Raw genomic sequence first — 13,411 nt, 5'->3', positions numbered from 1 at the left:
CCGCCCCTTCCCGTCCCGTCCCTGGGGGCTGCGCCCCCAGACCCCCGCTTTCGGCCCGAAGGGCCTCGTCCTCAAACGCCGGACGGGCTGAAGCGCGTTGCCGTTGCCGGTGGGGCCGCCTTCACCTTCTCCTATGCCGAGCACTCCGAGTTGCTCGCCGCCGCCGGGGCCGAGGTCGTTGTCTTCGATCCTCTTCGGGATGAGCAACTGCCCGATGGCACACGCGGGTTGGTCATCGGTGGTGGGTTTCCCGAGGTGTACGCCTCCGAGTTGTCCGCCAACGAGCAGCTGCGCAAGGCCGTTGGCGAACTCGCCCTCAGTGGTGCTCCCGTCGACGCCGAGTGTGCCGGGCTGCTCTATCTCTGTCGTGAGCTCGACGGGCAGCCCATGTGCGGGGTGCTCGATGCCACCGCGCGGATGGGCGAGCGGCTCACCCTCGGCTATCGGGATGCCGTGGCCCTCAGTGACAGTGTGCTTGCCGTCGCGGGGACGCGGATGCGGGGGCACGAGTTTCACCGGACGGTCGTGGAGCCGGGGGCGGGGGGCGCTCCCGCCTGGGGGGTGCGGACTCCGGAGCGGCGGGTCGAAGGTTTTGTGGAGCGCGGTGTGCACGCGAGTTATCTGCACACGCACTGGGCGTCCGAGCCCGGTGTGGCCCGTCGGTTCGTGGAGAGGTGCCGGACGTCATGAGCAGCAGGCTGATCGGAGTCGGGGTAGGGCCCGGGGATCCGGAGCTGGTGACCGTCAAGGGCGTCAACGCTCTGCGTGCCGCCGAGGTCGTCGTCGTACCTGTCATGGCTGCGTCTGATGGAAAAGATGGCGGTGAGCGGGGGCGAGCTGAAGCGACCGTGCTGCACTACGTGCCTGAGGAGAAGGTCGTACGGGTCGTGTTCGCGCTCAACGAGCGCAGTGACCGGACGCGGCGGGAAGCCGCCTGGGACGCGGCCGGGGAGCGGGTTGCGCGGTTGCTGGCGGACCATGGCTCCGTGGCGTTCGCGACCATCGGCGACCCGAACGTGTACTCCACCTTCACCTATCTCGCGCAGACCATCGGCGAGCTGGTGCCGGGCGTCGTCGTGGAGACCGTGCCCGGGATCACCGCCATGCAGGATCTCGCGGCGCGGTCGGGAGCGGTTCTCACCGAAGGCACCGAGCCGTTGACGCTCGTGCCCGTCACCGCCGGGGCCGCCGTGCTCAAGGACGCGTTGAACGGGCCCGGGACCGTCGTCGCCTACAAGTTCGGGCGGCAGGCGCGGGAGGTGGCCGAGGCGTTGCGGGAGAGCGGGCGGATCGGCGACGCCGTGTGGGGGTCGGCGCTCGGGCTGCCGGAGGAGTCCATCCGGCCCGCCGCCGAACTGGACGGAGAGCCACTGCCCTATCTCTCGACGCTCATCGCGCCCGCGCGGCGCGAGGGCGGGCGGGGCGGCAAGCTGTGACGCCCCACAGAGCATCGCTCTGGACATCACTCGGCGATGCCCACCACCAGCCAGATGAACGCCGCGCCCGCGATCGTGCACAGCACGGTCGAGCGGGCGGGGTGTGCGTGGTGGGCCTCGGGCAGGATCTCGGCCGCCGCGAGATAGAGGAGCGCGCCGCCGAAGAGGCCGAGGTAGCCGCCGAGCAGGGGCTCCGGGATGGTGAACAGGAGTGTCGAGGCGGCGCCCAGCACGGGGGCGGCGGCGTCCGCGAACAGCATGGCGAGGGCTCTGCGGCGGGCGTTCCCGTACAGGCTCGTGATCGTGTACGTGTTGAAACCGTCCGCGAAGTCGTGGGCGACGACGGCCAGCGCGACCGCCGTGCCCATGCCGCCGCCGACCTGGAAGGCCGCGCCGATCGCCACGCCGTCCATGGCGCTGTGGCCGACCATCGCGGCCGCGGCCGTGAGGCCCACCTCGGGAGCGCGGCCGTCGCTCTCCTCGGCGCCGTGCGCGGCCTGCCGTACGGCCAGCAGACGTTCCACCAGATGGGCCAGCAGGAACCCGGCCACGAAGAGCAGGAGCGCGGCCGGTACGCCGAAGATCTCGGTGCCCGCCGCGTCCAGCGCCTCCGGCAGCAGGTCCAGGCCGACCACGCCCAGCATCAGGCCGCCGGCCAGGCCCAGTACGAGATGGCGGCGGTCGGTCACGCGCAGTGCCGTCCAGCCGCCGGCCAGCGTCATCAGGAACGCGCCGAGCGCGACAAGCACCGCCATCTGCCCTTGGTATCCGATCAGACCCCGGTCGCGCACATCCGACGTCAGCGACCGCAGCACTCGTAATGCCCTGAATGCCCTGAATGCTTTGAATGCTTTGCAGAGAAGAGAGAGGACCTGTTCCCATGGCCGAAGCCCCCACCGGCAAGGTGACCTTCGTCGGTGCCGGGCCCGGCGCCGCCGATCTGCTGACGTTCCGGGCCGCGCGTGCCATCGCCGAGGCCGACATCGTGATCTGGGCGGCCAGCCTGGTGCAGGCGGAGGTACTCGAACACGCGCGTGAGGGCGCGGAGATCCTCGACTCGGCGACGATGTCCCTGGAGGACGTGGTGGCCGTTTACGAGCGGGCGTCGGCGCAGGGCCTGCGGGTGGCCCGTATCCACTCCGGCGACCCGGCCCTGTGGGGCGGTACGCAGGAGCAGCTCGACCGGTGTGCCCGGATCGGCATCGACACCGAGGTGGTCCCGGGTGTCTCCGCCTTCTCCGCCGTCGCCGCGCTCGCGCAGCGCGAGCTGACCATCCCCGAGGTCGCGCAGTCCGTGGTGCTCACCCGGCTCGGCGGCGGCAAGACGCCGATGCCGCCCGGGGAGGAGGTGCGGGAGTTCGCCAAGCACGGCACGACCATGGCGATCTTCCTGTCGGCGGCCCGCAGCGGGCAGCTCGTGCGGGAGCTGCTGGAGGGTGGATATCCGACCTCCACTCCGGTCGTGGTGGCGTACCAGGCGACCTGGCCGGAGGAGCTGATCGTGCGGTGCACGATCGAGACGCTGGAGGAGACGGTCAAGGAGCACAAGCTCTGGAAGCACACGCTCTTCCTCGTCGGCCCGGCCCTCGACGCCGAGGGCACCCGTTCGCACCTCTACCACCCCGGCCACTTCCACGGTTACCGCAAGGCCGACCCGGAGGCGCGCAGGGCGCTGCGGGCGCGGGGTGCGAACACGTGAACCGCCTGATCACGGTTGTCGGTACGGGGACGGGGGCGCCGGTTCCGGTCGAGGTGCTGACCGGGGCGCGGCTCGTCGTGGGCGGCCGCCGGCATCTGGCCGCCGCGCCGGTTCCGGCGGACGCCGAACAGGTAGTCCTCGGCGCGCTGGTGCCCGCGCTGGACGTCATCGAGCGGCACGTGGAGAAGCGGAACCCCGTCGTCGTACTGGCCTCCGGGGATCCCGGGTTCTTCGGGATCGTGCGGGTGCTGGCCGAGCGGTTCGGGGCGGAGGCACTCGATGTCCGGCCGGGGGTCTCGTCCGTGGCCGCCGCCTTCTCGCGGGTCGGGCTGCCGTGGGACGACGCGGTCGTGGTCAGCGCGCACGGGCGTGATCTGCGTACGGCGGTGAACGTGTGCCGGGCGCGGCCCAAGGTCGCCGTGCTGACCGGGCCGGGCGCCGGGCCGGCGGAACTCGGCGCCGCCCTCAGGGCCGACGCGCGTGTCCTGGTCGTCGCCTCCGCGCTGGGTTCCCCTCAGGAGCGTCTGGAGCGGGTGACACCGGCCGAGGCCGCCGCCCGCGACTGGGGTACGGCGGTCAGCGTGGTGCTGTGCCTGGACGAGTCACGGGCGCTCGGTGCCGTGCGCACGGTCGCCGGACCGCCCGCCGGGCCCGCCCGATGGGCCTTGGACGAGGGCGAGTTCACGCATCGGGACTCGATGATCACCAAGTTCGAGGTACGCGCGCTGGCGCTGGCCCGGCTCGGTCCGCGCCTCGGTGACCTGGTGTGGGACATCGGCGCGGGCTCCGGTTCGGTCGCCGTGGAGTGCGCGCGGTTCGGCGCCGCCGTCACCGCGGTCGAGAAGACCCTGGACGGGGTCGGGCGGATCCGCGCGAACGCGGCCGCGCACGGGGTCGACGTACGGGTCGTGCACGGTGCGGCGCCGACCGTGCTGTCCGACCTGGACGATCCCGACGCCGTGTTCGTCGGCGGCGGAGGGCGCGAACTGCCCGCCGTCGTCACGGCGTGCGCGCGGCGGGCGCGGCGGACGGTCGTCGTCGCCATGGCCTCGCTCGACCGGGTACCGGCCGCACGCGCGGCGCTCACCGGCGCCGGGTTCGACTGCGACGGGGTGCTGCTGCAGTCGTCGCGGCTCGCGCCGCTGCCGGGGGACGTGACCCGGCTGGCGGCGACCAATCCGGTTTTCCTGCTGTGGGGCGTTCGGCCTCCAGCACTTGACATTGAAGGAGTCACTCAGTGATCGGCCTCATTTCCGCCACCGCGGCGGGGGCGGCTGCGCGGGACCGGCTGGCCGCGGCGTGGCCGGACCGTACGCGCGTGTACGAGGGTCCCGTCGGGGACGCCGTACGGGCCGCGTTCGCTCAGTGCGAGCAGCTCGTGTGTTTTCTGGCGACGGGAGCGGTCGTACGGCTGGTCGCGCCGCTGCTCGGCGACAAGGCGTCGGACCCGGGTGTGGTGTGCGTCGACGAGGGCGGGCGGTTCGCCGTGTCACTGGTCGGCGGGCACGGGGGTGGCGCCAATGAACTCGCCGGTGAGGTCGGGGAGTTGCTGGGGGCGCAGCCCGTGGTGACCACGGCGACGGACGCGGTGGGCGTGCCCGGCCTCGACACCCTCGGGTTCCCCGTGGAGGGGGATGTCGCGGGCGTCTCGCGCGCCGTTCTCGACGGCGAACCGGTGGCGCTGAAGGCGGACTTCGCCTGGCCTCTTCCGGCACTCCAGGTCACCTCGCAGGAAGGGGCGTACGCGATCAGGCTGACGGACCGCCTCGTCGAGCCCGCCGAGCACGAGGTCGTCCTGCGCCCCCCGTCCCTCGTCGTCGGCGTCGGCGCCTCCAAGGGTGCCCCGGTCGAGGAGGTGCTCGGACTGGTCGAGGCGGCGTTGCGAGATGCGGGACTGTCCGCTCGTAGCATCGCCGAACTCGCCACCGTCGATGCCAAGGCCGGGGAGGCCGGGATCGTCGAGGCGGCCGAACGTCTGGGTGTGCCTCTGGTGACCTACTCCGCCGAGGAGTTGGCGGAGGTGGACGTGCCCAACCCGTCCGGCGCGCCCCTCGCGGCCGTCGGCACCCCCTCCGTCGCGGAGGCCGCCGCGCTCGTGCGCGGAGGCGAACTCCTCGTCCCCAAGCGCAAGTCCGAACGTACGGACGGGCAGCCCGCCATGGCGACCTGTGCCGTCGTACGGCGGCCCGCGCGTGGCCGGCTCGCGGTCGTCGGGCTCGGTCCCGGCGCCCGGGACCTGCTCACGCCCCGCGCGAAGGCGGAGCTGCGGCGCGCTTCCGTGCTCGTCGGACTCGACCAGTACGTCGACCAGATCCGCGACCTGCTGCGGCCGGGCACCCGGATCCTGGAGTCGGGGCTCGGGGCCGAGGAGGAGCGGGCGCGCACGGCCGTGGAGGAGGCGCGGAAGGGCCAGGCCGTCGCGCTGATCGGCAGCGGGGACGCCGGGGTGTACGCCATGGCCTCCCCCGCGCTGGCCGAGGCGTCCGACGACATCGACGTGATCGGCGTGCCCGGTGTCACCGCTGCGCTCGCCGCTGCCGCCATCCTCGGTGCGCCGCTGGGCCACGACCACGTGTCCATCAGTCTCTCCGATCTCCACACCCCCTGGGAGGTCATCGAGCGGCGGGTGCGGGCGGCGGCCGAGGCGGACATCGTCGTGACCTTCTACAACCCGCGCAGCCGGGGCCGGGACTGGCAGCTGCCGAAGGCCCTCGCGATCCTCGCCGAGCACCGGGAGCCGACGACGCCGGTCGGTGTCGTACGGAACGCGTCACGGCCGGACGAGGCCAGTCGCCTCACGACACTCGCCGCCCTCGATCCGGCGACGGTCGACATGATGACGGTCGTGACCGTGGGCAACACGGCGACCCGGGACATCGCGGGGCGCATGGTGACGCCGCGCGGCTACCGCTGGCAGGAGAGCCGGCCGGAGAAGCAGGAGGAGGCCCGGTGAACCGCGTGGTGCATCCCATCGAACAGGAGTCCTTCCGGCGGCTCCGCGCCCGCCTGGACACCTCGCACTTCCCGCCGCTGACCCGGGCCGTGGTGGAGAGGGTCATCCACTCCGCCGCCGACCTGGAGTACGCGTCCGATCTCGTCATGGACGAGGGCGAGTTGGAGAAGGCGTACGCCGCCCTGCACGCCGGGGCGCCCGTAGTCGTGGACGTCGAGATGGTGGCCGCCGGCATCACCCGGCGCGAGACCGTCTGCCGGCTCAGGGACGCCGTGGCCGGTCCGGAGCTGACCCGCTCCGCGCACGCCATACGGCTCGCCTACGAGCAGGTGGGTCCCGGCGCCCTCTGGGTGATCGGCAACGCGCCGACCGCCCTGGAGGAGCTGCTGACCCTGGACGCCTCCCCCGCGCTCGTGATCGGTCTGCCCGTCGGTTTCGTCGGCGCGGCCGAGTCCAAGGCCGCGTTGCGCGAGAGCGGGCTGCCCGCCGTGAGCAACGTGTCCGAGAAGGGCGGCTCGGCGGTCGCCGCCGCCGCGCTCAACGCCCTGCTGTACCACCGCACTTCCCACCCAGATGCGCATCCCGAGGAGAAATCGTGACCACCCCGCCGCCCGCCCTGCTCATCGCCGGTCATGGCACCCGGGACGATGCCGGAGCCGAGGCGTTCCGCGACTTCGTCCGGGAGCTGGGCAGCCGCCACCCCGAACTGCCCGTCGCGGGCGGCTTCATCGAGCTGTCCCCGCCGCCGCTGGGAGACGCGGTCGCCGAGCTGGTGGAGCGGGGCGTACGACGGTTCGCCGCCGTACCGCTGATGCTGGTGTCCGCCGGACACGCCAAGGGGGACATCCCGGCGGCGCTGGCCCGCGAGAAGGAGCGGCACCCCGGGATCTCGTACACGTACGGCCGTCCGCTGGGCCCGCATCCGTCGCTGCTGGCCGTGCTGGAGCGGCGGCTGGACGAGGTCCTCGGCAGCACGGCCCGCACCCCCGAGGACCGGGCCGACGTGACCGTACTGCTGGTCGGGCGCGGGTCGACGGACCCGGACGCCAACGCCGAGGTGCACAAGGCGGCCCGGCTGCTGTGGGAGGGGCGCGGGTACGCGGGCGTCGAGACGGCGTTCGTGTCGCTGGCGGCGCCGGACGTGCCGAGCGGACTCGACCGGTGCGTGAAGCTGGGGGCGCGGCGGATCGTCGTCCTCCCCTACTTCCTCTTCACCGGCATCCTCCCGGACCGCGTGCGGCAGCAGACGGAGGGCTGGGCGGCCGCGCACCCCGAGGTCGAGGTGCGGTCCGCCGATGTGATCGGCCCGGAGCCGGAGCTGCTCGACCTGGTGATGGAGCGGTACGAGGAGGCCGTCAAGGGCGACCTGCGGATGAACTGCGACTCCTGTGTGTACCGGATCGCGCTGCCCGGCTTCGAGGACAAGGTGGGGCTGCCGCAGCAGCCGCACTTCCACCCGGACGACGAGGGCCACCACCACGGACACCACCACCATGGCGCGCACTCCCATGCCCACTGAGGGACACGACCTGCGGCACCACGGCGACGCCGAGGTACGGGACGACGGCGCGCAGCTGATCGACCTCGCGGTGAACGTCCGCGCGGACACGCCTCCGGCGTGGCTGCGGGAGCACATCGCCGGCTCGCTCGGCGACCTGGCCGCGTATCCGGACGGTCGGGCCGCGCGGGCGGCGGTCGCGGCACGGCACGGGCTGCCGGTGGAGCGGGTGCTGCTGACGGCGGGCGCGGCGGAGGCCTTCGTACTGCTCGCCCGCGCCCTGAAGGTCCGTCAGCCGGTCGTCGTACACCCGCAGTTCACGGAGCCGGAGGCGGCGCTGCAGGACGCGGGCCACACCGTCGACCGGGTGCTGCTCCGCGAGGAGGACGGCTTCCGGCTGGATGCGGCGGCCGTCCCCGAGGACGCGGACCTGGTGGTGATCGGCAACCCGACCAACCCGACATCGGTGCTGCACCCGGCCGCCACCATCGCCCGACTGGCCCGTCCCGGGCGGACGTTGGTCGTGGACGAGGCGTTCATGGACGCGGTGCCGGGCGAGCGGGAGGCCCTGGCCGGCCGGACGGACGTCCCCGGTCTTGTGGTCCTGCGCAGCCTCACCAAGACCTGGGGGCTGGCCGGGCTGCGGATCGGGTACATGCTGGCGGCCCCGGAGACGATCGCGGACCTGGAGCGGGCCCAGCCCTTGTGGCCCGTCTCCACCCCCGCCCTCGCGGCGGCGGAGGCCTGCGTGTCCTCACGGGCCCTGGCGGAGGCGGCCCACGCGGCCCACCGCATCGCCGCGGACCGGGCCCATCTGGTGGCGGGACTGGAGGAGTTCGCCTCGGACGGGCTACGGGTGGCCGGGCCGGCCGAGGGCTCCTTCGTCCTCGTACGGCTGCCGCGTGCCGCCCAGGTACGTCGTCACCTGCGTGACCTGGGGTTCGCGGTCCGGCGCGGGGACACCTTCCCCGGGCTGGGCGAGGAGTGGCTGCGGCTGGCGGTGCGGGACCGGGCGACCGTCAACTCCTTCCTTCAGGCGCTGGACCGGGCGGTGACACTGGCCCGGAGCTGACGCGAGGCACCCGCTCCCGGGCGCCGTCCGGGAAGCGGATCTCCACGGTTCCGTCGTCGAGGACCGACGCGCTCGCCCCGGTGAGTGACACGTCCGGGTCGGCGCTGAGCACCACCAGCGTCACCAACAGCGGGGCTGCGTCGCCCAGTTCGAGGCAGGGCGTCGCCGAGTGGTGGCCGACGGCATTGGCTCCGTCGGCCCGCGCGACCGTCGCCTCGGCGCCGCCCCAGCCGTACAGTCCGACGATCGCGCTGGTCAGGCCGTCCGCGCGGCGGGCCGTGGCCCGGCCGGGCCCCGTCCGGGCGACCGGGGGCGCACCATCGTCCGCCACGGCCCAGCCGCCTTCGCGCACCGGAGTGCCGGACGGTACGTCGAGGCGGTGCACGCGCACCTCCCACGGCCCCCGCACCACGCTCACCGTCTCGATCCGGTGCCCTCGCGCCCGGTGCCAGGAGGCGGCCCGCCGGCCGTCGGCGTACAGCGGGTGGATGCGGCCGCGCGGGGACGGGGTGCCGTCAGGGGCGAGCAGGGCAAGGTGGTTGTCGGGGCCCGTGGGTGTCTCGGGGGCGGCGGCGCTGGAGTAGGCGAACCGGGCGTAGTGCGGGCTGTCGTCGGCCATGGCAGGGGGCGGCGGGAGCCGGTCGCTGCCGTGGTTGACGAGCCGTACGATCCCGTCGGCCGCGGTGGAGTGCAGCAGCCAGCCGGGCGCGGGCAGGGCGAGGGCGGTGTCGGCCGTGTCGACGGGACCGGGCTCCTCGGCGGCCGTCCACACGGGGTGGCTCTCGGGCAGGAGCAGCCCGAGGAATGCCTTGCTGGCCCAGTACGGGGAGGCGGGGCCCGAGTAGCGCTGGGTGACGGGGCCGAAGGGCCGGTACCAGCCGAGGGTGAGCAGCCCCCGCTCGTCGGGCACCCCGCGCTCGGCGAAGTGCTTCAGGGCTCCCGAGGCGAGCCGGCGGGTGCGGCCGGGCGGCAGCGGGGTGGCGTCGGCGAGGGCGCCCGCCCACAGCGGGGCGGCGGTCGCGAACCGGTAGGTGAGGGAGCGGCCCTGGTGGACCGGGGCGCCGTCGGAACCGAAGAAGTACTGGTGGACGGCGAGGAATTCACGCAGCCGGGTGCGGTGCAGGGCCACCGTCGCCGGGTCGGCGCGCGGACCCGCGATGCGCGCCCACAGCACGGGGTACAGGTGCAGCGCCCAGGCGTTGTAGTAGTCGAACTTGCGCCCGTCGCCGTCGGTGTACCAGCCGCCGCCCCGGTACCAGTCGTTCAGGCGGGCCAGTCCGGCGTCGATCTCGGCACGGCTGTGCGGGGCGCCGACGGAGGCCAGGAACTCCTCCGTGATGACCTGGAACAGGCGCCAGTTGGAGTCATTGACGTCGGCGCCCACGAAACCGCCCAGCCAGTCGGCGACCTGTCCGCGCACGCCGTCGTCGAGCTGGTCCCACAGCCACGGGCGGGACTCGTGCAGGGCGATCGCGATCGACGCGGCCTCGACCATCGGCTGGGCGCGGTCGGTGATGGGAGGCCAGCGCTCCTCGCCGTGCGGGTCGGTGCCGGCGGCGAGTCCGACGGCGTACCGCTCGATCAGCGCCGGGTCGACACGGCCGTCCGCGCCCGCGATGCGGAAGGCGGCCAGCAGGAAGGAACGCGCGAAGCCCTCCAGCCCGTCCGACCAGGGCCCGGAGTGGCTGGCCGGTCCGGGCAGCCGGTACTGGGCGAACCCCGGGGAGGCATACGGCACCAGCCCGTCGAGGAGCCGGTCGGCCAGCGCCTCCCAGTGGGCGCGGGTCCAGCCGGTGACGGGAGACGAGAGATGGTCGGGGGGCGGGAGCAGTTGCGTCGGGTCACCGGGGAGCGACACGTGCGGCGCGGTCATACGGGTTTCGGTCCTCCATAAATCGGGGGCGGGCATAACGCCCCTAAGGGGCGCGGGGAACTGCGCGACCAGCCACGACTCACCCGCAGTCGCCAGACGGCCTTGCCGGCGCGGCGACACTGCGGCGAACGACGATGTGCGTGCCCAGCAGATGGTGGCTCCCGGCGGCGTTGTCGGGATCGCGCAAAGCGATACGCACGGCGGCGCGACCGAGCTCCTCCGCAGGAGTCCGCACGGTGGTGAGCGGCGGACTGAAGTCCTCGGCGAGCGGGATGTCGTTGTAGCCGACGACGGAGATGTCGTCGGGGACGCGCAGACCGGCGTCGGCGATCGCGCGCAGCGCCCCCGCGGCGACCATGTCGTCCCCGGCGACCACGGCCGTGAACTCCCGTGTCTCCTTGATGAGTTCGGCCATCGCGCGCAGCCCGGCCGCGCGGCCGAGGCCGCAGTCGACGACCCGCGCGGCCGCCGCAGGCAGCCCATGCTCGGCGAGCGCGGCCCGGTACCCCGCGACCCGCGCGTCGAGCGCGGTGTTGCCGGGCAGCCCGCCGAGGAAGACGATCCGGCGGTGGCCGGCCGACAGCAGGTACCCGGTGATCGCCCGCGCCCCCGCCTCGTTGTCGAACTCGACGACCAGCGCGGGGATTTCAGGGTCCGGGGCGGGCCGCCCGCACAGCACGAGCCGCGCACCGGTGGCGTCGAGGGCCTGCGCGTAATGCGCCACGCGCGAGCGATACGCGTCGTCCTCGACGACCCCGCCGACCAGGATCACCAGCCTGGCCCCCTCCTCCCGCATGAGCTGCACGAACTCCATCTCACGCTGTGGGTCCCCGCCGGTCGCGCCGACCACGCACAGCCAGCCCCGGTCGGCGGCCTCCGCCTCGACGCCCTCGGCGACCTGGGCGTAGAAGGGGCTGGTGACCTGGCGGACGACGACGGCGGCCATCTTGCGGCCGCCGCCGACCAGGGCGCGGGCGTGCGCGTTGGCGACGTAGTCGAGGTCGCGGGCCGCGCGCAGGACACGGGCCCTGGTCGCGGCGGGCACCGGGTGGTTGCCGCTCAGGGCGCGGGAGGCGGTGGCCGTCGAGACGCCCGCCCGCTCGGCGACGTCCCTGATCGTGATCCGCTTGGACCCCATGTCGTTCCCCATCCCCCGCGTCCCCTCTTCCGCCGACGGCCGCTCACGTGTTGGCCGCGTAGTCCTTCGCGAACTCCTCGGCCATTCTGTCGCCGCCCCGGTCACGCCACTTCTTGACCGCCCCGTCCCATTCGGACAGTGGCACCCGCCCGGCGACGATCCCGGTGACGGTGTCGTCGAGGAGCGCCTTGAGTGTGGTGCCCTGGGCGTTCTTCGTCCGGGACTGGAGACCGTAGGAGGCGTTGCGCACGGCGTGCGGGACGGTCTTGAGCTGCCAGGCGTGCAGGGCTCGTACGGCGTCGGGCATGCCCGGCACGAACAGCACCTGGGGGCCTTCGGCGAGGTACTTCAGCGGCAGGTTGGTGTTGTTCTCCACCTCGCCGAGCTTGGTGGGCGTCGGGGAGCCGTCCTTGCCGCGGGTGAAGTGGGTGCCCTCGACGCCGTAGTGGACGAGTTCCCACTCCTGGCTGCCGAAGGGGGCGGCGAGGTAGTCGAGGATGCGCAGCAGCAGCTCGACGCGTTCCTTCTTCGCCTTCTTCAGCACGGTGTACCCGAAGGAGCGGCGGGCCGCGACGATGCCGCCGGGCTCGCCGTCCACGCTGTACGGCAGTGCGGCAGCCGGGGTCAGCTTGCCCTGGGACTCACGGTACTTGGGCAGGTAGGCGCCGAAGCCGTCCTGCATGGAGCCGACGGTGCCGTTGTAGTAGAGGGTGGTCAGGTCGATCTGGGAGATGGACGTGGCGTCGGGGTGGTAGGAGCCGTCCTTGCGGAGCCTGGCCTGGAAGGCGATCGACGCCTTGAAGCGTTCGTCGGCACAGCCCGGCAGGAAGGCACCGTCCTTGGTGACGGCCCACTCCTGGGGCGCGTTGTGGGCGGCGGAGTGCACGGCATTGCCGAACAGGGAGCCCGCGGCGGCGCCGAGCCCGTACGTCCTGCCGCTGGTCGCCCGCTTGGCGACGGCGGCGAAGTCGTCGGCGCTCCAGCCCTCCTTCATGCCCGCGTCGGTGAACAGGTCCTGGTTGAGCCAGAGGGTGGAGCCGGGCAGCGGGCGTTCCAGCGGGATGCCGAAGATACGGCCGCCGATGCGGCCCATGTCGCGCCAGGCGTGGGTGGGGATGTTCGCGAGGTTGGGGTAGTCGGTGATCGCCTCGCCGGAGAGGTACGGCGTGAGGTCCTCGGCCCGCCGCTGCACGAACTCGGCCTCGCGGGGCAGCACGAACCCGGAGAACATGTTGATGATGTCCGGCAGCGTGTCGGCGTCGCCGGCCATCACCGTCGCCATCTTCTTCTGGTAGTCGGCCTGGGAGATGATCGTGTACTCGATCTTCACGCCGAGGGCCTTCTCGACGGCCGCCCAGAACCGGTTGGCGGAGGCGGGCTTGGGCGGGGTGCCGAACGACACCGACATCACCTTGACGGTGGACCCGTCGCCGGGCGTGCGGGGAACGGACTTCACCAGGTCGGAGGGGTAGGCGGTGTAGCCGGCCTGAACGCCCGCCTCAGTGGCGGCGAGGTCCGGCTTGGGACCTGTGGCGGGCTGGTACGCGGGCCAGGGGGCGAGTTTCTTGCCCGCGTTGGAGACATCGCTGTCGCCGGAACTCGTGGAGCAGGCGGTCAGCAGACCGGGCACGGAGACGGCGGCGCCACCCGCGGCCACGGAACGCAGCAGGGTACGGCGGGACATGCTGGGCATGGGCAAGTCACCTTTCTGAACGCGGCTCTTGATGACACGTCGGCCGGCA

At 73.1% G+C, this 13,411-nt stretch carries 11 protein-coding genes and 1 pseudogene; 8 read left to right on the top strand and 4 right to left on the bottom strand.

Features of this window, described 5'->3' with window-relative positions; translation table 11 throughout:
• Positions 1-690, top strand: a pseudogene (locus AC5P09_RS44485) (cobyrinate a,c-diamide synthase); the annotation flags it as partial.
• Positions 687-1,436, top strand: a complete 750-nt coding sequence (gene cobI / locus AC5P09_RS44480; protein WP_493879382.1) for a precorrin-2 C(20)-methyltransferase — start codon at positions 687-689, stop codon at positions 1,434-1,436. The pseudogene AC5P09_RS44485 and the gene cobI, both read left to right, overlap by 4 nt.
• Positions 1,437-1,462: 26 nt before the next feature.
• On the opposite strand, the gene AC5P09_RS44475 is transcribed toward cobI, so the two are convergent.
• Positions 1,463-2,191, bottom strand: a complete 729-nt coding sequence (locus tag AC5P09_RS44475) for a ZIP family metal transporter (RefSeq protein ID WP_493879381.1) — start codon at positions 2,189-2,191, stop codon at positions 1,463-1,465.
• 125 nt (positions 2,192-2,316) lie between these two features.
• On the opposite strand from AC5P09_RS44475, the gene cobM reads away from it, so the two are divergent.
• Genes cobM through cobC form a run of 6 tightly spaced genes read left to right on the top strand, consistent with a single transcriptional unit; the run spans position 2,317 to position 8,658 of the window.
• Entirely contained in the window at positions 2,317-3,135 is an 819-nt protein-coding gene (cobM, locus tag AC5P09_RS44470) for a precorrin-4 C(11)-methyltransferase (protein WP_493879380.1), read from the top strand.
• Positions 3,136-3,140: 5 nt separating this feature from the next.
• Positions 3,141-4,376, top strand: coding sequence for a precorrin-6y C5,15-methyltransferase (decarboxylating) subunit CbiE (gene cbiE, locus AC5P09_RS44465; RefSeq protein WP_493879385.1), 1,236 nt, complete (start codon positions 3,141-3,143; stop codon positions 4,374-4,376).
• On the top strand, positions 4,373-6,088 hold the full coding sequence (gene cobJ / locus AC5P09_RS44460; RefSeq protein ID WP_493879379.1) for a precorrin-3B C(17)-methyltransferase: 1,716 nt from the start codon (positions 4,373-4,375) through the stop codon (positions 6,086-6,088). Before cbiE ends, cobJ begins: the two co-directional genes overlap by 4 nt.
• Positions 6,085-6,687: a precorrin-8X methylmutase gene (locus AC5P09_RS44455; protein WP_493879378.1), complete on the top strand. Its 603-nt coding sequence runs from the start codon at positions 6,085-6,087 to the stop codon at positions 6,685-6,687. Before cobJ ends, AC5P09_RS44455 begins: the two co-directional genes overlap by 4 nt.
• The gene (locus AC5P09_RS44450) at positions 6,684-7,607 is read left to right on the top strand and encodes a sirohydrochlorin chelatase (RefSeq protein WP_493879377.1); all 924 of its coding nucleotides are present in this window, start codon (positions 6,684-6,686) and stop codon (positions 7,605-7,607) included. Before AC5P09_RS44455 ends, AC5P09_RS44450 begins: the two co-directional genes overlap by 4 nt.
• Complete coding sequence (gene cobC / locus AC5P09_RS44445; protein ID WP_493879376.1) at positions 7,597-8,658, top strand: Rv2231c family histidinol phosphate aminotransferase CobC; 1,062 nt, start codon at positions 7,597-7,599, stop codon at positions 8,656-8,658. The genes AC5P09_RS44450 and cobC overlap by 11 nt, the downstream gene beginning before the upstream one ends.
• Here cobC and AC5P09_RS44440 read toward each other — a convergent pair.
• From AC5P09_RS44440 to AC5P09_RS44430, 3 genes are all read right to left on the bottom strand, one after another.
• Positions 8,606-10,531, bottom strand: coding sequence for a DUF2264 domain-containing protein (locus AC5P09_RS44440; RefSeq protein ID WP_493879375.1), 1,926 nt, complete (start codon positions 10,529-10,531; stop codon positions 8,606-8,608). The genes cobC and AC5P09_RS44440 overlap by 53 nt on opposite strands.
• Positions 10,532-10,610: 79 nt before the next feature.
• Positions 10,611-11,681 (bottom strand): LacI family DNA-binding transcriptional regulator, encoded by a 1,071-nt coding sequence (locus tag AC5P09_RS44435; protein ID WP_493879374.1) that lies wholly within the window; start codon positions 11,679-11,681, stop codon positions 10,611-10,613.
• Positions 11,682-11,712: 31 nt separating this feature from the next.
• Complete coding sequence (locus AC5P09_RS44430) at positions 11,713-13,362, bottom strand: type 2 periplasmic-binding domain-containing protein (protein ID WP_493879373.1); 1,650 nt, start codon at positions 13,360-13,362, stop codon at positions 11,713-11,715.
• Positions 13,363-13,411: the final 49 nt, after the last annotated feature.

This window comes from Streptomyces sp. a15 (genome assembly GCF_059026085.1).
This window is presented reverse-complemented; position numbering and strand designations above follow the sequence as displayed.